The sequence below is a fragment of the Paenibacillus arenosi genome, from assembly GCF_014841135.1.
GTDB lineage: Bacteria > Bacillota > Bacilli > Paenibacillales > Paenibacillaceae > Paenibacillus_B > Paenibacillus_B arenosi.
Window position 1 is genome coordinate 553857 of sequence record NZ_JACYTN010000002.1, and the last position, 20431, is coordinate 574287.

Consider the following 20431-nt stretch of genomic DNA (forward strand, 5'->3'; position numbering starts at 1 on the left):
AATTGTTAATTAAATTGACAATACTAACGGGAACGTCCAATATAGAAGTATCATAAGATATAGTGAAAGATGTCACAAAGTTAAGATTACTGTAATTTATTTTATATACCTCAACTCATTTACACATAGACATTATCAAGAACGGAGTGGACGATATGACAATGACAACCCCTTACGACGAGCATAGCAACATTATGTGTTTCTCAGAACAGAATAGAGAGCGATTAATGGAGATATCCAAAGAACGGACCTATCCAGAGGGATCTCATTTGTTCTGGGAAGGAGACGCAGCCGATAAGTTGTATTTTCTAAAAAGTGGTCGCGTCAAAGTCACAAAGTCAACAGATGAAGGAAAAGAACTCATCCTTTATATGTATCATGCTGGGGATATTGTAGGTCAAGTCGATCCGTTTCATGCAAGTAAACACAGCTTTACAGCAGAAGTGCTCGAAGAATGTGAAGTTGCTGTTATTGAGCAGCGTGATTTAGAGCTTGTTATTTGCCAGCATTGCGACTTTTCACTTGATTTTATGAAATGGATGAGTGTTCACCATCGACTCACACAAACAAAAGTTAGAGACTTGATGCTGTATGGCAAGCCTGGGGCACTCTGCTCTACCCTAATCCGGTTATCCAATACGTACGGGGAAGATTTAAAAGATGGCGGCATCCTCATTAATAAAAAAGTGACACATACTGATCTTTCAAATATGATCGGCGCTACTCGAGAAAGTGTGAATCGCATGTTGAGTGATTTACGCAAAAAAAATGTACTTGAATATGATAACGGTATGATTATCATTCGTGAATTAGAACACTTGCAAGAAGTATGCCATTGTGAAATGTGTCCAAAAGCGATTTGCCGTATTTAACAAAATAACCGAACAAACTAAAAACCTCCAAGTTCCACGCAATTCGTGGATCTTGGAGGTTCTTCTATATCGTGTCATTATGAGCTTGTCTTCGGCTTTAATTCTAATACGATATGGTCGTTCGCATTAATGGTCATATTTAAAATATCTTTATGCTGTACTTGTTCTCCATTTACTTTTAGAGACAACTTGTACTTATCATCTAATTCGTGCTTGCCAAACTGGACGATGCGCTTCTTATCTTCAGACAATTTTACCAAATCAAATTCTGCAAAGACACCTGCTAATGTATCCGATTGCTTCCAAGGGATGAGATAAGAATTGGAAATTTCATTTAGTGTATCTCCACCATCAATCGTCAAGGTTACGCTCGGTTCAGTAGCACCACTCGTGCCGACATCCAACTTCTTCGCGTATACCGTTATCTTATCATTAAGGGATATGACCGAGTCGAACGACTGGCGAGCTGTAATTTCCTTATCATTGAGCATAACGCTCCATCTCGTCTTGGAATCTAATCCAACATCTACGACAGAAGCGATTCCCGCTCCGTCTTCCTTCATCTTGACCTTACCTGTACTCAACAATGCTTCTCTAAGTGTTAATTGTTCATGCCAGTCTATTTGAACGCGGTCCTTCACATTTGGTACATAGGTGCCGCCGTCTATAACAAGTTCCACTTGTGGTTTGCTTGCTTCACTTGCCTGAGCCTGTTGAGCAGTTTGTGATGCATATTCTGAAACCTTTGTTTCTGTCGAACAGCCCATTGCAAATAGAGCTAAAAAGCAGCATACCCACCCTGTCATTCTCTTATGTCGTTGTGGTGTTCTCATAGTATCCTCTCACTTTCCGGCTTACGAGTCACCAAGCCTGCCTCTTATTGACTATATTATGCACGAAATGTGGGACAAAAAAGTTTCAAACCCGTTACAATCCGCCGCGCTGCCCATTTTATAGTAAAATGACATCAAGCTAATGAATGTAAACATATATGCACGGATAAAGGTTTATCTTGCAATCCCCTGTAAAATAACTCGTAAATACGCCCTTCTTGATGCCAAAAAATACAAGCTTTGCATAACGATGAATATGAGTACAATTGTAAATCCATAGCTCATAGCATCTACGTTCATAATATTACTTAGCGTCTTCATCGCAAACATCGTATGCAGGCTCCCGATTATACACGGAAGGAAAAAAATAATACCGATCTGCACATTTACAACTCGCTTGATTTCCTGAATAGAGAGTCCAATTCGAATAAGCGATTGATAATAGCTCTTATCCTCTTGTAAATCGTTAAACATTTTGAAATAAATAATACTGCCGCTGGCTACAAAGAACATCAAGCTAATAAAGATCCCAATAAAAAATCCTAGCGACGATGTCTGCTGCACCTCATAGTTATCAGTGATTCGACTTGTCATGTAATAAGAATTCGGTGCATCTGCCAATCGCTCTAATTCTTTCACTAACCAATAAGATTGTTCCCAATTGGTCCAATCCACCATTATCACCTTACTTATAAGCTTAGGAGATACCTGGTTATATAATTGCTCCCACTGAAGATCCGGTAGAGCTAACACGTCACCACTTGCATATCTACTAGGAATCAGTGTATCGTCTATTTTTTGATTAATTGTAAGGTTTAGTGACTGTTTCAATCCTTCTAATTGGATTTCAATTGTTCCTGGATTAATTCTATTCCCGCCCTGAAACAGCTCGTTTACTCTTTGATCAAACCAATATACATCCTCATCAAGCGGTTCCAATGTCTGTCTGCCTATTGTGGTAAGCAGTCTATTCAGGTCAGATTGACGAATAAGAGAAACGGCTCCTGTACGACCATAAATACTGTTCGATGTAGCTTCAATTATTTCTAACTCTTCAACAGCAGTAATTTGATGTTGATACTGCTCTGCCACTGTTTTAACTTGATCAATTGTTAGCAAAAAAGGCTTGTCATGCACCTTCAACATGGAAAACGCAAACGAATGCGAGGCACGGCTATGCTGATGCATAGATCGATCCAAGGCATAGACAGAGGCCGAAGAAGTCAAGACGACTGCAACGAGAATGGAGATGTTAAATAGTACGCGTGCATTCTCCTTTACGCGATGAGCTGCACGGGATATATTCAACAAATTTGTCCCATTGTAGTACCAGCTGCGATTCAGCTTCAGCACTCGAACGATTAACACACTGAACTGTGTATATAAAAAGTAAGTACCCGCTATGGCAAGTACAAAAATAGGAAACATTCTCGATCCAAGATGCTCCACATGGGTATGCCACGCTAAGTAATAGCTGTATACAAGGCTGACAATAGACGATATGCCTAACAACCAAGAAAACCGCAGTTTCTGATCATTCCCTTTCTCAGAACGAATCAACTCTACGAGTTCCTTCTTGCCCACCTTGCGTAATGTCCACAATGTAATAAGTCCAAACAGTGCCATATACGCAACAGCTGTAAAAATCGCAGCATCAATAGGAAAATAAAATGGCAAAGGTGATTCGAGAATCATGTAGTAAGACATGCTCATTAAGAACAGCTTTAATAATATCGTACCTGTTCCTATACCTACTGCTATGGAAGCTATCGCTATTAATAAGTTTTCATATACAAACATAAGCCGCAGCTGCCACTTAGACATCCCGAAAAGTGAGAACAATCCCACTTCTTTTTGACGCGAGCTAATAAATCCCGATGACGAATAGAGTACAAAGAAAAACGATATCCCAAAAATGAGTATCGAACATGTGACGATGATGCCTTGCCCAATTTCCCCAAGCTGGCTCTGTATTTGCACAAGCCCCGGATGATACATATACGAGATATACAAAAAAAATATCGTCACGGAAAACGTACAACTCAAAAAATAGGCACTGTAGCGATGCCAGTTGGACGTAATATTACGTAAGGCGAGTGCTCGGAATGTCATCGAAGTTACCTCCCAACAAGCTCAATGTATCAAGAATTTGTTGGAAGAAGGCTGGCCTGCTTGAACCACGTCTTATTTCTGTAAATAACTTTCCATCTTTAATAAACAAAATGCGCTTGCAATAGCTAGCTGTGAACGGATCATGGGTAACGACAAGCACGGTGGTTCCCAGCTCCGTATTTAACTGCTCTAAAGCATCCATGGCCGATTTAGCAGCTCTTGAATCCAAATTTCCTGTTAACTCGTCTGCAAGCAATAAGGACGGCTCATGAATAACAGCGCGGGCAATCGCCGTGCGCTGCTTTTGTCCACCAGATATTTCATACGTACGTTTATCCAATATATTTTCAATGCCAAGGCGTTCCGCTATAAACTGCACTCGACGCTCAATTTCACTACTTGAGACCTTGTCCAGCGCTAATGGGAGAATCATATTTTCTTTGATCGATAATGAATCGATAAGATTAAAATCCTGAAATACATATCCCAATTCACGACGACGAAACTTCGATAGATCCCTGTTGGACATTTTTAACGGATTATGGCCATTAATTGAAATTCGCCCGGCGGTCGGTTTGTCTATCGTTGCTAAAATGTTGAGCAGCGTCGTCTTGCCACTGCCTGACGGACCCATAATCCCAACGAATTCGCCTTGTTCAAGCTGCATATTCACATCATTTAGCGCGGTGTAGGTCATCTTTCCTCTGGAAGCATATATTTTCGTTATTTGTTCGACCTTCAAAACTGTCGTCATTGATTGGCTCCTTCTTTCACGTACATGTTCATTCCGTCAAAGTAATCCTTTATGAATCGTGCGTGATTCAAATCCGATGCTGACTTTCGTTCCGACTCCGATCTCGGATGTAATCTGTATTCGATGACCTAGACGATTGCACACCTGCTTCACCAAGTATAACCCCATTCCGGTTGCATCCCCTTCCTTACGCCCGTTCTCCCCTGTAAAGAAAGCTTCAAATACACGTGGGATATCATGAGGTGCAATGCCTATTCCTTCATCAATAACATGCAGCCACACTGTATCATCATTCTCAGCCATTTCGATTTCAAAATGTAACGATTTCGCTCCTTCTTTATCTTTTGAATACTTGATAGCATTCGTCACAAGCTGAGTCACGATAAAACTCAGCCATTTGCTGTCACTTTCGACGAGCTTATCTTCACCTAGTACTTTCGGGAAAATACGGTAACGAATAAACATTTTCTTATGCTGGTTAATGACTTGTCTAATATCGTGGTGCAGCGACACTTGTGAGACATGCAGATCAAGCTCAAACTTATCCAAACGAGCCGTATGTAACATGAGTTCCAATCCCCCTGTAAGGCGGTCTGTCTCTTCACTTACATTTGCCAATAACGCACGAGCTTCTTCTTCATTCATTCGCTGCGCGGGCTGCTGTGTAATCAAATGAAGCACCGAGACAGGCGTCTTCATATGATGAACCCATTGGTTTGTAAAATGTACATGCTGCTCGCGCTGCTGCCTCATCAGCATCATTTGGTCTGTAAATGCGCTGTATTGACGCTGCAAGAGCTGGTACATAACCTGTTGTTCTTCGGTTACTGGATTCTGTAAACATAACGAAAACTCATTGTCATTTTCATGGATACGAGCGTAATTTATTTCTTTGTACCATTCCCGCTGTCGCAAGTAGTCATAAATAATTCCTACTCCGACAATAAAAACACCGAGTACAAACACATACACAAGACTACTGCTGCGAATCACGCGCGCCCCAATTTGCATATCAAAATGAACCACGATTAGCGACATCATTAGGGATAGCATCCATGCCGTCACAAGCAGGAACCGATCTTTTACATATTTCCAAAAAGTCATTCGACTACACCGTCTTCATGCCAATCCGTCAACAGTCGATACCCTTGTCCTCGAACCGTTTCAATCACTTTATCCAAGCCAAGCCCCTCCATCTTCTTACGAACACGAGTAACATTAACCGTCAACGTATTGTCATCTACGAAATCTACATCGTCCCATAGAGCTTCAAGTAAGGTATCACGTGGCACAATCGTATCCGCCTTTTCCATAAGACAGCCAAGTAAAAGGGATTCATTTTTAGTTAGATCGACGCGCTTACTTTGCCATTCCAACGTATTTTTCGTACGATGAAGCAGTAAGCCATTTAGATTCAATTCTTCACCATTGGTAGCACTGACAGCGGCATATTCACCATAGGTACGACGAAGTACACTTTTCACCTTTACCAATAGGATATCTAAGTGGAATGGCTTCGTAATATAATCATCTCCGCCATTTTCAATCGCCATAACTTGATCCATCTCTCCTGCACGCGCAGATACGAATATAATAGGTGCGTTCGTAACCGTGCGAAATTGCCTGCACCAATAGAATCCGTCATAAGCTGGCAAATGGATATCAAGCAAAATAAGATCTGGCTGTATCTCAATCAGATCTTCCTTTAACGCTTTAAAATTTGTAGCTCTCGTAACCAAATAATTATATTTTTCTAACGATGATTGAAGCATGGAAGCAATCTTGTCATCGTCCTCCACGATCATGATGCGATACATCTTTGTTCCTCCGTTCGTGAATCCTTCTGTTTAACAACGCAGTTTGTAAGTAATGAAGCAAGTTTCATTCATGAAACACTCCCTATTCATCATAGCATAATGCAGTATCGGATAAAACTTACTCAAACTTATCATTATCCCACTTATTGTAATTAATTTGACATAATTATGAACTTTACTTATACTCGGAAAAGGAGGTGAAAGCGCTTACGAACAAGATGCAAATATAACCACCAAGAACTACACCTAACGATAATAACTATAGGTATAGACAGGAGGTTACATACATTTATGAAACCTGATATTAATTATGCTGAGATCGCTCAATCCACGCAGTTCAAGTCTCTCATGCGAAGCAAAAAGAAATTCATTCTGCCAATGACCTTGTTTTTCTTCGCCTTTTACTTCACCCTTCCTATTCTCACCTCTTACACAACGATATTGAACCAATCTGCATTTGGACCTATCACATGGGCGTGGGTGTTTGCCTTTGCTCAATTCATTATGACGTGGACACTCTGTATGATCTATGCCCATCGTGCTGCTCGATTTGACCAAGACGTGCAGCAATTAAAAAATGAATGGGGCGGTGAACGAGGATGAATATGACCGCTTTCCTGCTATTTTGTGTCATCGTATTGCTTACAATGGTCATCACCTACTTTGCTTCCAAGAAAACGAACTCCGCTTCGGACTTCTACACAGCGGGCGGTGGATTAACAGGTTGGCAAAACGGACTCGCTATTGCGGGGGACTATATGTCAGCCGCTTCTTTCTTAGGGATTGCTGGCTCCATCGCATTAGTTGGATTCGACGGATTTTTCTACTCTATAGGATTCCTCGTCGCTTATCTCGTTGTATTGTACCTAGTCGCTGAGCCGCTCCGTAACTTAGGCAAATATACGTTAGCAGATATGATAGCAGCGCGTTTTCAGGCTAACAAAGTGCGCGGTGTTGCTGCCCTTAATACGATTACAATCTCAACCTTTTATATGATCGCCCAGCTTGTTGGTGCAGGTGCTCTTATTAAGCTGCTGCTCGGTATCGACTATGTATGGTCGGTCATCATCGTAGGCTGTCTTATGACCTTGTACGTTGTGTTTGGGGGCATGCATGCTACATCATGGGTCCAAATTATTAAAGCCGTACTTCTGATGGGTGGTACGTTCCTACTCTCCATGATCGTGTTCTCCAAGTTCGACTTCAACCTAATTAAAATGTTCGAATCGATGAAAACTGCCACTCCGCTAGGCGAACAATTTTTAAATCCTGGTAACAAGTATACGAATTCTTTAGACACCCTCTCACTGAATTTAGGTCTCGTGCTAGGTACTGCTGGCTTGCCTCACATTCTCATTCGTTTCTTTACGGTTAAAGACGCACCTACTGCCCGCTCCTCCGTTGTATACGCAACATGGGTCATCGGTCTTTTCTATGTCATGACCATCTTTTTAGGGTTTGGCGCAGCTGCATTTGTCGGAGCTGATCTTATAACAGCAGCAGATAAGGGCGGTAATATGGCAGCTCCACTGCTAGCTCGAGAACTTGGTGGAGACTTCTTCTTTGCCCTCATTTCTGCTGTTGCCTTCGCCACCATATTAGCGGTTGTCACAGGACTTGTCCTATCTGCCGCATCTGCCTTTGCACACGACTTCTACAATCACATCGTTCGGAAGGGCAAAGCCAGTGAAAAGGAGCAAATGTCAGCTGCGCGTTGGGCATCAATCGGGGTATCTATACTCTCGATTATTTTAGCTCTGCTTGCTTCGAAGCTGAATGTAGCTTTCCTTGTTGGTTTGGCTTTTGCCGTTGCAGCGAGCGCTAATCTTCCCGTTATCCTATTTACTGTATTTTGGAGAAGATTCAACACAGCTGGAGCAATCGCTGGTATGTTGACTGGATTGCTATCTGCTATCATCCTCGTTGCAATCAGCCCAAGTGTATGGGGACCAGAAGGAAAAGCGATTTTAGTTGGAGAACCTCTCATTACGTTAACGAACCCAGGCATTATTTCCATACCTCTCGGCTTTATAGGCGCATGGCTTGGTACAATATTGACCAGTAGATCGGCGAATAAAGATAACAATCGGGATGCCAAGTTTGACGAGGTGCTCGTTAAAGCAAATACAGGGATTCATATGTAACCCAATTACATAATTCGGTTACGAAGACTCTTTCACAGCTTCCGCTGCTGCGGAAGCTGTTTTGTGTTGTCTAGCTGTGCTGCAGAATTTAAAATAGAGGTATACCATAAGCATGTTAGGTTCCTACCTACAAACAAGTAGGAAACATGGTACATAGAAGGGGGATTCAGATGGATATCCGGCAATTAACCTATTTCGTACAAGTAGCCAAATGCTTAAATATGACCCAGGCAGCCAAGAAATTACATGTTTCCCAGCCTGCATTAAGCAAAGTCATCAAAAACTTAGAAATGGAATTGGATGTGACCTTAATCGACCGTTCCAGCAATCCATTGACTTTGACGGATGCAGGCGCTGTATTGGCAGCTGAAGCTGAACAACTGATACAATCTTTTGAAGCATTGACGCAGTCGCTATATGATACAGTACGATTAAATAAAGGAAACATCCGTATCGGAATTCCACCTGTTATCGGAACTAGCTTCTTTCCTGCCATTATCGCATCTTTTCGCGAAAAATATCCTGGTATCCAACTCACACTAATTGAAGAAGGAGCAAAAACAGTTGAGCGCAGCCTACTTGACGGTACGATCGAGCTAGGCATCGTAATTTTGCCAGTAAATGAAGAAAAGATTACAGCCATCCCCATTATCGAGGAAACTTATATGCTCGTCGTTCCTCATTCCCATCCACTCACAGCGTATGAATCCGTGCGTGTGCAAGATTTAAAGCAGGAATCGTTCGTTCTATTAAATCATACGTTTATGCTCCATGACCATATTTTGTCCGTATGCAATCAAGCCGGATTCGTTCCCCGTGTGACTTTCAATAGCTCACAATGGGATTTTCTTATTGAACTAGTCGGCTTACAACAAGGGGTCACCATCTTGCCCCGTCCTATTCTTACACGTGTTCAGTCCAATCTCGTGAAACAAATACCTATCGATCATCCTACTTTCCGCTGGAGAGTGGCGATTGTCTATAAGAAGCAGCGGTATGTATCCTACTCCATGAAAGCTTTCATTGAGCATACGCAAGAGGTAATGACCCGCATGTTTCCTTCCATACCAGCGTCGCATGGGAACTAGTCATTATTTCTACTCACTTCCATTCACTATATCGATCAAGAAATAACAAAAGGCAGCTCTCCCCTTCTCACCCAAGAGGAAACCTGCCTTTTTTGGTTATCGGTAGCTGGTTTTGTCGGTTTACAACCATCCACTAACTAGTCGTTTCCGCCTCTACACCAACTTGCAACCAAGCTTTCACTTCATTTTCAAAAAGATGAGGCTCCAACACACCTGCCATATGTCCTTTATCACTTTGGATCATATGGAGTTCAGCCTCCTTGCCCTGCCTTTTCAATATATCAACTACTTTCTGACTGTATTCAGGTGGCTGTAGCAAATCTTGTTCACATGGAATCATAAGGACACGCGCTTCGATACGAGAAAGAGCCTCCTCCAAAGAATCAAATCCTCGTGACACATCCTGCATCATCGTAGCTCGGGCTGTATATAACCAATGATTCGCATCAATCAGTGGAATATTGCTCGCAATCTTATCATACAGCGCACATTCATAGGAGGTCATCGTCTCTACACACGCATAGGGGGCCGCTTCCTTGCTATCTCGTGGATATGCATGTTCTTGATAGCTAGCCGTGAACGCGTTCATATTCATCATCTGGATGGCCAAATGCAGCCCCTCCAACGGCTCCTGCTGTTCACTGTATTCTCCGTTGTCCCAGTTTGGATCAAGCTTAATGGTTCGCATCGCATGCTGCAATACGTTGAATGAAGTCATGATTGGATTTTGCGCTGCTGTAATTACCCCAATCACATTGTCCATCATTGTCGGGTATTGCACAGCCCAGTGCAAAGCAATCATCCCACCAGCAGACGGACCCATAACGGCTACAAGATGCGGAATGCCCAACTGTCTGATTAATTCATATTGAATACCTGCCATATCACGAAAAGTAAAAGCAGGGAACGTCATCCCATATGCTCGACCCGTTTCCGCATTTATACTTTTCGGCCCTGTCGTCGTAACATAAGGATTGTTGGCCTGTACGTTGCAAAGATTATCCGTACAAATAACAAAATATTGATTTGTATCTACCGCTTTTCTAGGCCCAATGAGTCCATCCCACCACCCGGATACCGAATCATCAGGGTTGTATTTTCCAGCTGCATGGGAGTTGGCACTAAAATAGTGACACACAAGGATGACGTTCGATTTCTGCTCATTTAATGTACCGTATGTCTCGTAACCTAATGTAACAGGTATCGTAGCCCCACCCTCTAATGTATACGCTTCCAATGAAAAAGATTGCTTCACTACTCGCTGCATATCCATACTCGGTTCCTCCATTTTATCATCGCTATGATCGATTATGACCCGTACACACTATGCTGATGGCTGTACATGAGCCGTATCTACCGCTGTCCTGCGCTTGCCTGTCTCTGGCAATAAGAAAGAACCGATAAAGAACGTCAAGCTGAATCCGATTGCTAAGTATATGCCAGATTGAAATCCACCCATATCTATTGTAAGGCCAACTAAATAATAAAGTATTGTCTCGATGATGTACGCAAATGACCAGAAAAATCCCATCATAACGGTTACTTTGGACGGAGTCATGCCCGGCAGCTCCTGTGGTATCGTAACAAGTGTTGTCATTGGTAGGAATGTGAAAAATCCAAGTAAAAATGCCGCTATAATTGAAAAAACGGGGGAACTCGTTGTGACCATAAGTAAAGCGGATACAGTCATCGCTAATCCCGACCAGCGAATAACAGGTAGGCGCAAGGCAAATTTTTTAACCGCCATAATGCCAAACACAGTACCTACACACCCGGCAATGGCCATAACTGCAGTTAACGTCTTCGCATCCATTGCGTTCGTTTGTGATAGTGGGAAAATCGTCAAAATGACTAAATACAACAATAAGCAGCCTGAATAAGTGAATGCGCAAATATAATTGAACTTGTCTTTCAAACCTTCCCTAAACGTGTATCGTTGTCCGATATCTGCGACCTGCTGCTTATTCTGGTAAATCTCAAAGTCTTCACCTAAAAGCAGCCATGCGACAAATAAAAGAAAGCTCGTTCCGGCGAATACAAGGATCGTATTTTGCCATGAATCAAGTGCTAATATAACAGGTGTAACGACAACCATCGCAATAAGACTGCCGACGTTGTAGGCAACAGAATTGATTCCGTTTATCATCGGACGCTGCTTCGCCGTGAAATAGTGGAACACAATAGGGCCGAAGTAAACGATGAATAATGCACCACCGATCCCCATCATAAATCTGGTTAGTACAAACAGCCAATAGCTCGTTGCAAATGCTCCCAGCGCTGACAAGCTAATTAATAAACTGCCCAAGGCAATCGCTTTTTTTGGCTTGAGCTTTATAAGCACCCAAGCGGCCATTAAATTGCCCACAATTTTAGCAATCGTGATTGCATTTGTAATTAAGGTCGCATTGGCAAATGTCTTAATATCAAAACTCTCCATAATTTGTGGTGTCAGCGTCGATCCTGCGATCCACGAAACGGCAAACAATGCGTATGTCAGAAACATAATCATTTCAATCAAGTAAGCCCTTACCGATTTCTGATTGCTCGAATTGGTCATTAACATAACCTCCTCATGTTTATCTGCACATGCACGAGTTACAAAGCTACACTGACATCAGCCGTTGTTCGTTTCCCCTCCTTTGTGTCTTGATTTACAGCCTTCGTGGCCGTTTCAAACACGAGCCCCATTGGCTGGTCGCAAAATATCCGTGCATCCATGACGCGGATCGGCTCCGCTAATTGTGGGCGAAAATCCATTTGTGCAAAAATATCTCGTTCCAAGTCAATACCGGGTGCAATTTCTACAAGCGTTAGCCCTTCAACTGTTAGCTCAAATACCGCGCGCTCTGTTACATACAACACACGCTGCTTGTTTATTTGGGCTACTTCGCCACTGAACGTAATCTGCTCGACGCTCTGTATAAATTTTTTAGCCCGCCCTTCTTGCACAATAACCAGCTTCCCGTCCTCAGCCTTTACTTCCAATCCACCTGCCGTAAATGTGCCGCAAAACACCAGCTCCTTAGCATTTTGCGTAATATTTATAAATCCGCCACAGCCAGCAATTTTAGGGCCGAATTGGGATACATTAATGTTGCCTTGTTTGTCGCATTGGGCTAATCCAAGAAAAGCAGCATCAATTCCTCCTCCATCGTAAAAATCGAACATGATCGATTGATCAATAATTGCATCGGGCACGATCGCGCATCCAAAATCAAGTCCACCGACTGGACTGCCACCGAACACGCCTGGCTCTACCGTAGGAACGAACCATCCATCCTGACCTTCTTCTTTTAATACTTCGGCAATTACTTCGGGAATACCTATACCGTAATTCAACACTCGCTTATCACTGTTTAACACCATCGCGGCACGACGTGCAATCATTTTCCGTACATTTAACGGATAATCAGTTTCCCTAGACTCGGCGATGATATCACTGCGAATGAAAGCTTCATTAAACATCGTGCCAAACGTCTGCATATGATTGGACATATCGTGAGCCACTACAACCGCATCAACGAAAATATGGGGAATTTCAACCGACTTCGGATCGATAGACCCGTTTTTGACCATTCGCTCGACTTGTATGATTACGATGCCACCGTTGTTTTTGGCATTAATCGCCATAGAGAGTACGTCTAATGTTAATGGTTCCTTTGTAAAGCTAATATTTCCAGCCTCATCCGCCTCTGTTCCTTTCAGTATGGCAACGGTAAGTCGGGGAGCTTGGTACGCTAAAAATGGCTTTCCCTCCACATGCATTTTAGAGACGATGTCATCCTTCGTTCGTTCATTCAACTTCCCACCCTGCAAATCAGGATCAACGAACGTGCCAAGACCAACATGAGTAACAAATAACGGTCGTCCAGCAGCACCCTCGCGGAACAATTGGGCAATAACCCCTTGCGGCAAATTATACGCTTCGATCTTGTTCTCAGCTACTAATGGCTGAAGCTTGGGAGCCATCCCCCAGTGACCACCAATTACCCGTTTAATTAGTCGCTCATGAGCATAATGATTTAAACCTCTCGTTTGCCCGTCTCCAATGCCCGCTGCGTACAATAGAGTCAACTGCTCAGGCTTGCCTGTCGCAATAAATCGACGTTCGACCGCTTCGTGTATTTCTTCCGCAACCCCCGCCCCAATAAAACCACCGATGCCTAATACTGCTTCATCTGGAATCATTGCTGCGGCTTGTTCTGCACTCAACATTCTCACCTTTCGCTTCATCTATCCCATCCCCTTGCGTAAGCGTTTATGAACTGCTTATGGCAGCTAGAGCTTTGATTAGCCACCTATTCGTTTTACAATCATTGCTGTACCCATTCCGCCTCCTACACATAAAGTAGCCAAGCCATAGGTCACTTCCCGCTTCATCATCTCATGCACCAGCGTTGTAGCAATACGTGCACCAGAGGCACCTAACGGGTGTCCAAGTGCGATTGCACCTCCATTAACATTCACTCGCTCCTCAAAGAAGGCATCGCTCACATAATGCTGCCGCTTTAATTCCTCCAGCACACCAAGAGATTGTGCAGCGAACGCCTCATTCAGCTCTATCAGTTCCATTTGATCAAGCGTCATACCACATGACTGAAATGCATCTGTTATTGCAGGTACTGGCCCCATACCCATGACTGCTGGGTCAACACCACCTTGACCAACTGCAATGATCTCAGCCAACGGTTGAAGACTATAATTCCGTACTGCCTGCTCCGATGCAAGCAAAAGCATACTCGCGCCATCATTTAATCCCGATGCATTGCCTGCCGTAACCGTTCCAGCATCCTCAAAGGCAGGTCGCAGCTGAGCGAGCTTATCCAGCGATGTTGCTCGATTCAGATACTCATCTTCACTTACAACAATGGCGCCCTTTCTATTCACAACTTCAATAGGCACAATCTCATCTCGAAATCGGTCAGTATCTTGTGCAGCGATAGCCTTTTCCTGAGATCTCATTGCAAATTGGTCCTGCATCTCCCGTGTAATACAATAGCGCCGCGCAATATTTTCTGCTGTTACGCCCATATGGTAATGATGAAACGCATCGGTCAGCCCATCATGCAGCAGAGAATCGACCATACTCAGCGCCCCCATCTTATGACCACTTCGTACACGTTCTGGAAGTAGGAACGGACTTTGCGACATATTTTCAACACCGCCTGCAACGATGACATCAGCCAGACCAGCTTTAATATGCGCATAAGCAGTCATGACAGAGCGCATTCCGCTGCCGCATAACATATTCACGGTGTAAGCCGGAACTTCTGCAGCCAATCCAGCCTGAATAGCGGCTTGCCGGGCTACATTCTGACCGTGCCCAGCCGACAACACATGACCGACAATCACTTCATCCGTGTGATCAACTAATGAACCAGAACCAGATCCAATAGTCGTGAACAATTCCCGTATAACTGCTGCCGTCAGCTGTGCCGGTGAAATACTAGACAAGCTGCCTAGAAAAGAACCGATCGGACTGCGTTTCGCTTGTATGACAAATACTCGATTCATTTGCACGTCCTCCTTTACAGGCGCAAGCCGCCGTCAACCGATAGTACATGGCCATTCACAAAGCTGGAATCTTCGCTCGCCAGGAATAAGGCAGCATTGGCAATATCCTCTGGCTTACCTAACCGACCAAGCGGAGTATGTTCTAGAATCGGCTGCAGTACTTTATCTGGTACAGAATCAAGCATCTCCGTATGAACAAAGCCCGGAGCAATCGCATTTGTCCGAACATAGGCTCCTTTACGCGTAAATTCTTTTGCCCATGTATAAGTCATTCCGATCACGCCTGATTTGGTCGCCGCATAATTCGTCTGTCCGATATTGCCATGCAAGCCGACGATGGAAGATATATTAATAATGGAGCCGTGCCCCTGATTCATCATGATAGGAGCAACCGCCTGTGTCATTTGAAATACACCTTTTAAATTCACATCGATCACTTGATCCCACATTTCCGACGAAATATGATGAATGAGTCCATCTCTCGTAATGCCTGCATTATTAACGAGTACATCAATAGCGAGATTAGATACAGTCAATTCGCGTACGAACCTTTCAATATCATCTCGCTCTAACACGTTCAGTACCACATGTTCCAATCGTTCATGCTGATCCTCGCCGATGTTCCTATCAATCGAATAAACTTTACTTGCACCTTCCCTTAAAAACACACGGCATATTTCTCGCCCAATACCTCTTGCACCGCCTGTTACTACTGCAATCTTGTTTGTCATTTTACCCATGCTTGCAGCCTCTTTTCAGTTTTTTGTAAACGCTTTCGTAAAAGAGTGTAACGATACAAACAGAAAAAAGGAAATACCTAATTGGCATTTCCGGTATAACAAAAAGTTATGAGATAAAATAAAAAACCTCCTGCCACCTTCAGTAACTAGAATACGAAGGGCAATCAACTGCCTTCACTCTCCTAGACTGATAAGGAGCAAGAGGTTCTATGGATTAAATATTACGTCCAATTACTCGTTCGTTGCTGCGTCCGATTGTGAAAAGGTAACGAGCAAGCCACCTTCGCCTGCATAGGTTCCAATTACCGCTCCCATGTTCACAAGCAGCACATTTTTGAACGGATAGCTTTCTTGAATCATATTCATAAATTCACGAGCACGCTCTTCGCAGTTAGAATGAGCAAACGCAATCCATTCACGATCAGCGTGATGCTGCCAAGCTTCTTCCACTTTTTCAATAAGACGCTTTACTGCTCGCTGTGTCCCACGAACCTTTTCGATCATTTCAACAGATCCGTCATCAGCAGCTCGCATCACGAGCTTAATATTCAACATCGAAGCTACCGAGCCTTTCAAACGGCTCAAGCGACCACCGCGAATAACGTTCTCCAACGTATCCAACGAAAAGAACGTATTCGTTTGCTTCGCCAACTGCTTCATCTTGTCATTCAATTCTTGAAGACTTTCGCCTGCCTTAGCCATGATCGTAGCACGGACGGCAAGCAAGCCTAGACCGATCGAAGTTGTCTTTGCGTCAATTACTTCCACCTTGTTAGGATGTCCTTCTTCTTCGTACATTTCTTTCGCCATTAGAGCATGATTATACGTGCTGCTCAACGTAGCAGACAAGCATAGAACAAAAATGTCTTTATCGGCATCAAGAGACTTGAACATATTATAGAAGGCAGCTGGTGATGGACTAGATGTCTTCGGCAGCTCGCTCTCTTCCTTCATACGTTGGTAAAATAGTTTGGATTCCATGTCCGAGGTATACATGTCATCTCCGAATTGGACATTCAACGGAACGATGTGTATTCCGAACTTACTAGCCAATTCCGGTGTCAAATCAGAGCTACCATCCGTGATGATATGAATAGTCATGATAATCTCCTGTCTATCGTAGTGTTTACAGCATCTTCTCTGTCTGTACCATTCTATTATTATAAAGGTGCTAGCTTCATCTTGACAACGGTAAAAAGAAGGCATAAAACACCAGTCTTACCCACTTACATTAACAGGGTGCCTACAACAATTGAGATACCAATAATAATGCAGCGCAGCAATTGGGCAACTGCTACATTTCCTTTTTCAATTTCTTCACATACGCGGAACGCTGGAAGAAGCTTATCTACAAGGAAATATACAAGGCATAGAACAACAATGCCCACAGCTGACCATGCCAACATCATGAACCAATCACTGGTCGAATAGGATACCATTGCCACAATAATACACAATCCAAGTAGCTTGCTGCCCATATAAATGCCCGCAGCTTCATTCCCTTTCCCGATTTCCTTTTTATCATCAAATCGAGTCAATCTACTAAATACCCAAGCACCTACTAAGAGTATTACGATGAGCAGCAGCAACCCTATACCTACATTACCCAAATCTACTAAAAATGAATTGAATGAACTCACTTCTTTTCCTCCTCCTGTCATCAGTTCAGCTTATCTATTTGCTAGCTTCCATACTGCCGCAGGGCAAAAGCGTGCCAAATCCCCAGTTATTCTTCCACCCAACCGAGGTAGCACACCACCAAATCGACCATTTGGCGTGTAAACCCCCGTTAGTACGAAGCCATCCACATATCCCTCTTCCGTCTCCAATCGAGCAGCTTCCATCGGGACATATTGCTGATATATTTTGAGCTGATCGTTATAATATCGCATTACCTCTTCTTGCTCTTCTACTGTACATTCTGATAAATCAACCTTGCGGATCGTATCTTCTGTGTGGAATTGCTTCCCGTCTTCCCCATAAATGCTCGTTCCTTTCCCTTCACGTCCCCAAATGCTTTTTTGCACATAAGGCTGCTGTCGTTCGCGAAAAGGAGTTGCATTCAAATACGTTGGCAGTAAATAACGCTGAATAACAACAAGTTCTTCCTCCGTATAAAGCCGCTCTCCTCTAGCTTCACTTAACGTTTCATGATGTTCGAAACACGCCCACACAAATGCTAGAAGCGCTTTGCTTTGCAGGATGATGGATTGAGGGGGGTTCATTATCGCAAGTCGCCCTTCCTCCGCAAGCGCTAACACAGCTTCACCAACCGGATATCCATCAGGAGCAAGATCATCCATCAAATACTCTAGTGGATATAGGCGATACCAGATATCAACAGGACGGTCATTTGCAATTAGACCACGAGCGGGTTCTACGCGTAATTCTTCAAGTGGGCAATACTCTACTTCCCATCCTAATTGCTGCATAAGACGCATCACATATGCCGTATTAGCCTTATCTTCTTCGTGATTTGCAAATGAGCTGCATACTACGCGCGTACCATATCCTAGCTCCCTATACTGAACTAACATTTCTCCTAAAGCCTGCTGCAAGCGATGCTCTAAGTCAGCTGAAGGGTTATGCAAATGAATCTCGAGCGAATGATCGGCTGCACGACTATCTGCCAGCAACTGTTCAGCTAAATATGCTGTCTCAGGTATGCCTGTAGGCGTATCCGCATTATTCTCAATACACTTCCAGCCCTCTGGCCCTTTAATCCAGTCTTGTCGAGCTATTCCGCTAAAGGCAAAGGAAATTCGAGAGCTTCCCAACAGCTTAGCAGGTATCCCTATTTGCTGTGCAAGGATTTCATCTGGCAGCTCTTCCTGTACAAGGCGAAGTGCTTTCATGAAAATTTGATGTAACTGCTCTGACGCTGTACGAAGCTCTGCTATTTCATCTTCCGTGTAAAGCATGACATGTGTCATACAATATTCCTGCTGATGCATCCGAACATAAGGAACATGCTGCAAGCGCTCCGCATGAAACGCCTCGCTAGCTGTTAACGGTAAGCTCATTGTCGGTCGCACACGCTTAGCTTCTTTACGTTCCATTTCTATCCCCCACTTGAATAGCCGCTTTTCCCGATACCTGAGTAAGAGTTATAAAATTTCGTACCTTGCTTTGCATAGGAGGATTTAGAACTATACCCATTCATGACATACCAGTTGCTGCTGCGTCCACCACTGCTGCTTCCGTCATCATCGCAGTCAATTTCCCAGTGTCCGTTTTTTTCTTTTTCATACACACATTCCTCATAAGCAGTCGGCTCTACATCAGAGTCTCCACAAGCCGTCAATGCAAGCGGCATACAACCAAGCAATGCATACGCCCAAGCTCGCTTTTTATTCGTTCTGGCTGTCGTTGCTCCTTCTTCTTTCATTTCCATTCCTCTCTTCTCTTCCTCATTTGCTTACTCCCTAAGCACAGAACTCGCTTGTTAAGCTAGACTTGCTTCGCAAACAGCAATAAGGTATTCCGATCCGTATCCAACACCGTTAACAACATTTCTACTTCTCTTTGATCCACAAAGGCATAATGGTCTAGCAGCAATGAGGCTGCATCCAATGGTCCTTGAGGTTGATAAGAAGATAGGAGCTGAAAACACTGTTCCTTCCACAAATGCCACTCAACTGTAAATTGTTCTGCAACTTGACACTGACCATCAAAAATAGCGCTTTGAACTCCTGAAATATAGTCTTTCACATTTTTTCCGAGAAATGGTATAATATAAATAGCTGCCTGCTGTAACTGATTCGTCTCATGAGATATATGCTCCCAGAGTCGATTACGAATGAGGACCGCATCTGTCAGCTTGCAGACGAACATATAGTCACGTGTGACATTCCAGTTCGAAATAATCCTCTTTTCCTGCATCAGGTCTGAATCCCATTCTATATAATGCAGCTGTATCGTATTGGGCTGAATATGGCCCACCTCCCTTTCCACCTTTTACATACGCTCTATTTGAGTGTTGGTTCCTAAATTTATACAACATCTTCCCTGTGCGCTGTGCTCTAAACAGAAATAAGACCGAAGGGGCTCCCACGGTCTTGATGGCTATACCTTTGAAATATAGGCATCTTCTATTCGATGTTGATGACTATGATTGATCCTTGGAAGGGCATCCAGACTGAGTAAGTTCTTGGTCATCTAGCCACAGTGCTGCCCATTGTTCAACAGCTTCCATAACTGGCTTCAATGCTTGCCCCTTCTCTGTTAGTTCATATTCAATACGAACCGGTGTTTCTGGGTAGACATTTCGAACAATAATGCCTGCTGTCTCTAGATCCTTCATGCGTTCGCTCAACATTTTGTCGCTCATCGTCGGAATAAGCGTAGAAATATCTTTGAAGCGCTTTGGTCCTGAGACAAGTGCATGAATAAGCAATCCATTCCAACGTTTCCCTAAAATGCAAAAAGCAGCCTCGAACCTTGGACATAATAGCGGTTGGTGTTCCATCTATACCATCCCTCCTTATCGCTAACAAAATGTAAGTATATTTCATGTTATCATAATTCAGTGGAAAAATAAATATCTCGCAACCTATA

The 20431-nt window shown here is 43.4% G+C and carries 20 protein-coding genes; 4 read left to right on the forward strand and 16 right to left on the reverse strand.

Annotated elements, in window-relative coordinates; all coding sequences use genetic code 11:
- Window positions 1-155: 155 nt before the first annotated feature.
- Complete coding sequence (locus IFO66_RS05645) at window positions 156-872, forward strand: Crp/Fnr family transcriptional regulator (RefSeq protein WP_192024165.1); 717 nt, start codon at window positions 156-158, stop codon at window positions 870-872.
- A 77-nt stretch (window positions 873-949) separates the two neighbouring features.
- Here IFO66_RS05645 and IFO66_RS05650 read toward each other — a convergent pair whose 3' ends face one another.
- The 5 genes from IFO66_RS05650 to IFO66_RS05670 form a co-directional block, all read right to left on the reverse strand.
- The gene (locus IFO66_RS05650; RefSeq protein WP_192024166.1) at window positions 950-1705 is read right to left on the reverse strand and encodes a hypothetical protein; all 756 of its coding nucleotides are present in this window, start codon (window positions 1703-1705) and stop codon (window positions 950-952) included.
- 174 nt (window positions 1706-1879) lie between these two features.
- Complete coding sequence (locus IFO66_RS05655) at window positions 1880-3817, reverse strand: ABC transporter permease (RefSeq protein ID WP_192024167.1); 1938 nt, start codon at window positions 3815-3817, stop codon at window positions 1880-1882.
- Window positions 3789-4571, reverse strand: coding sequence for an ABC transporter ATP-binding protein (locus IFO66_RS05660; protein ID WP_192024168.1), 783 nt, complete (start codon window positions 4569-4571; stop codon window positions 3789-3791). Before IFO66_RS05660 ends, IFO66_RS05655 begins: the two co-directional genes overlap by 29 nt.
- A gap of 36 nt (window positions 4572-4607) precedes the next feature.
- Window positions 4608-5675 carry a sensor histidine kinase gene (locus IFO66_RS05665; RefSeq protein ID WP_192024169.1) on the reverse strand — a complete coding sequence of 356 codons (1068 nt, stop codon included), beginning with the start codon at window positions 5673-5675 and terminating at the stop codon, window positions 4608-4610.
- Entirely contained in the window at window positions 5672-6388 is a 717-nt protein-coding gene (locus IFO66_RS05670) for a response regulator transcription factor (protein ID WP_192024170.1), read from the reverse strand. Before IFO66_RS05670 ends, IFO66_RS05665 begins: the two co-directional genes overlap by 4 nt.
- A 291-nt stretch (window positions 6389-6679) precedes the next feature.
- Here IFO66_RS05670 and IFO66_RS05675 point away from each other — a divergent pair, with 291 nt between their 5' ends.
- The 3 genes from IFO66_RS05675 to IFO66_RS05685 all read left to right on the forward strand — a co-directional run bounded on the left by IFO66_RS05675 (window position 6680) and on the right by IFO66_RS05685 (window position 9620).
- On the forward strand, window positions 6680-6991 hold the full coding sequence (locus tag IFO66_RS05675; protein ID WP_192024171.1) for a DUF485 domain-containing protein: 312 nt from the start codon (window positions 6680-6682) through the stop codon (window positions 6989-6991).
- Window positions 6988-8532, forward strand: a complete 1545-nt coding sequence (locus IFO66_RS05680; protein ID WP_192024172.1) for a solute symporter family protein — start codon at window positions 6988-6990, stop codon at window positions 8530-8532. Before IFO66_RS05675 ends, IFO66_RS05680 begins: the two co-directional genes overlap by 4 nt.
- Window positions 8533-8702: 170 nt before the next feature.
- Window positions 8703-9620, forward strand: a complete 918-nt coding sequence (locus tag IFO66_RS05685) for a LysR family transcriptional regulator (RefSeq protein ID WP_192024173.1) — start codon at window positions 8703-8705, stop codon at window positions 9618-9620.
- Between the two features lie 133 nt (window positions 9621-9753).
- Here the strand turns inward: IFO66_RS05685 and IFO66_RS05690 are convergent, their stop codons facing one another.
- The 11 genes from IFO66_RS05690 to IFO66_RS05740 all read right to left on the reverse strand — a co-directional run bounded on the left by IFO66_RS05690 (window position 9754) and on the right by IFO66_RS05740 (window position 20342).
- Window positions 9754-10887, reverse strand: coding sequence for an alpha/beta fold hydrolase (locus IFO66_RS05690; RefSeq protein WP_192024285.1), 1134 nt, complete (start codon window positions 10885-10887; stop codon window positions 9754-9756).
- A gap of 57 nt (window positions 10888-10944) precedes the next feature.
- Entirely contained in the window at window positions 10945-12177 is a 1233-nt protein-coding gene (locus IFO66_RS05695; RefSeq protein ID WP_192024174.1) for an MFS transporter, read from the reverse strand.
- Between the two features lie 38 nt (window positions 12178-12215).
- Window positions 12216-13853 carry an acyl CoA:acetate/3-ketoacid CoA transferase gene (locus IFO66_RS05700; protein WP_225445506.1) on the reverse strand — a complete coding sequence of 546 codons (1638 nt, stop codon included), beginning with the start codon at window positions 13851-13853 and terminating at the stop codon, window positions 12216-12218.
- A 57-nt stretch (window positions 13854-13910) separates the two neighbouring features.
- The gene (locus IFO66_RS05705; protein WP_192024175.1) at window positions 13911-15134 is read right to left on the reverse strand and encodes an acetyl-CoA C-acetyltransferase; all 1224 of its coding nucleotides are present in this window, start codon (window positions 15132-15134) and stop codon (window positions 13911-13913) included.
- A gap of 14 nt (window positions 15135-15148) precedes the next feature.
- The gene (fabG, locus tag IFO66_RS05710; protein WP_192024176.1) at window positions 15149-15874 is read right to left on the reverse strand and encodes a 3-oxoacyl-ACP reductase FabG; all 726 of its coding nucleotides are present in this window, start codon (window positions 15872-15874) and stop codon (window positions 15149-15151) included.
- Window positions 15875-16105: 231 nt separating this feature from the next.
- Window positions 16106-16975, reverse strand: coding sequence for a DegV family protein (locus IFO66_RS05715; protein ID WP_192024177.1), 870 nt, complete (start codon window positions 16973-16975; stop codon window positions 16106-16108).
- A 125-nt stretch (window positions 16976-17100) separates the two neighbouring features.
- On the reverse strand, window positions 17101-17514 hold the full coding sequence (locus IFO66_RS05720) for a DUF350 domain-containing protein (protein WP_337912571.1): 414 nt from the start codon (window positions 17512-17514) through the stop codon (window positions 17101-17103).
- A 30-nt stretch (window positions 17515-17544) separates the two neighbouring features.
- Window positions 17545-18933, reverse strand: coding sequence for a glutathionylspermidine synthase family protein (locus tag IFO66_RS05725; RefSeq protein ID WP_192024179.1), 1389 nt, complete (start codon window positions 18931-18933; stop codon window positions 17545-17547).
- Between the two features lie 2 nt (window positions 18934-18935).
- Entirely contained in the window at window positions 18936-19268 is a 333-nt protein-coding gene (locus IFO66_RS05730; protein ID WP_192024180.1) for a hypothetical protein, read from the reverse strand.
- 56 nt (window positions 19269-19324) lie between these two features.
- Window positions 19325-19816, reverse strand: coding sequence for a hypothetical protein (locus IFO66_RS05735; protein ID WP_192024181.1), 492 nt, complete (start codon window positions 19814-19816; stop codon window positions 19325-19327).
- A 166-nt stretch (window positions 19817-19982) separates the two neighbouring features.
- Window positions 19983-20342: a winged helix-turn-helix transcriptional regulator gene (locus IFO66_RS05740; RefSeq protein ID WP_192024182.1), complete on the reverse strand. Its 360-nt coding sequence runs from the start codon at window positions 20340-20342 to the stop codon at window positions 19983-19985.
- Window positions 20343-20431: the final 89 nt, after the last annotated feature.

Bases quoted from the DNA above. Each gene is read 5' to 3' on its own strand.
- IFO66_RS05645 (WP_192024165.1), top strand. From the start codon at position 156: ATGACAATGACAACCCCTTACGACGAGCATAGCAACATTATGTGTTTC.
- IFO66_RS05650 (WP_192024166.1), bottom strand. From the start codon at position 1,705: ATGAGAACACCACAACGACATAAGAGAATGACAGGGTGGGTATGCTGC.
- IFO66_RS05655 (WP_192024167.1), bottom strand. From the start codon at position 3,817: ATGACATTCCGAGCACTCGCCTTACGTAATATTACGTCCAACTGGCAT.
- IFO66_RS05660 (WP_192024168.1), bottom strand. From the start codon at position 4,571: ATGACGACAGTTTTGAAGGTCGAACAAATAACGAAAATATATGCTTCC.
- IFO66_RS05665 (WP_192024169.1), bottom strand. From the start codon at position 5,675: ATGACTTTTTGGAAATATGTAAAAGATCGGTTCCTGCTTGTGACGGCA.
- IFO66_RS05670 (WP_192024170.1), bottom strand. From the start codon at position 6,388: ATGTATCGCATCATGATCGTGGAGGACGATGACAAGATTGCTTCCATG.
- IFO66_RS05675 (WP_192024171.1), top strand. From the start codon at position 6,680: ATGAAACCTGATATTAATTATGCTGAGATCGCTCAATCCACGCAGTTC.
- IFO66_RS05680 (WP_192024172.1), top strand. From the start codon at position 6,988: ATGAATATGACCGCTTTCCTGCTATTTTGTGTCATCGTATTGCTTACA.
- IFO66_RS05685 (WP_192024173.1), top strand. From the start codon at position 8,703: ATGGATATCCGGCAATTAACCTATTTCGTACAAGTAGCCAAATGCTTA.
- IFO66_RS05690 (WP_192024285.1), bottom strand. From the start codon at position 10,887: ATGCAGCGAGTAGTGAAGCAATCTTTTTCATTGGAAGCGTATACATTA.
- IFO66_RS05695 (WP_192024174.1), bottom strand. From the start codon at position 12,177: ATGACCAATTCGAGCAATCAGAAATCGGTAAGGGCTTACTTGATTGAA.
- IFO66_RS05700 (WP_225445506.1), bottom strand. From the start codon at position 13,853: ATGAAGCGAAAGGTGAGAATGTTGAGTGCAGAACAAGCCGCAGCAATG.
- IFO66_RS05705 (WP_192024175.1), bottom strand. From the start codon at position 15,134: ATGAATCGAGTATTTGTCATACAAGCGAAACGCAGTCCGATCGGTTCT.
- fabG (WP_192024176.1), bottom strand. From the start codon at position 15,874: ATGGGTAAAATGACAAACAAGATTGCAGTAGTAACAGGCGGTGCAAGA.
- IFO66_RS05715 (WP_192024177.1), bottom strand. From the start codon at position 16,975: ATGACTATTCATATCATCACGGATGGTAGCTCTGATTTGACACCGGAA.
- IFO66_RS05725 (WP_192024179.1), bottom strand. From the start codon at position 18,933: ATGGAACGTAAAGAAGCTAAGCGTGTGCGACCGACAATGAGCTTACCG.
- IFO66_RS05730 (WP_192024180.1), bottom strand. From the start codon at position 19,268: ATGGAAATGAAAGAAGAAGGAGCAACGACAGCCAGAACGAATAAAAAG.
- IFO66_RS05740 (WP_192024182.1), bottom strand. From the start codon at position 20,342: ATGGAACACCAACCGCTATTATGTCCAAGGTTCGAGGCTGCTTTTTGC.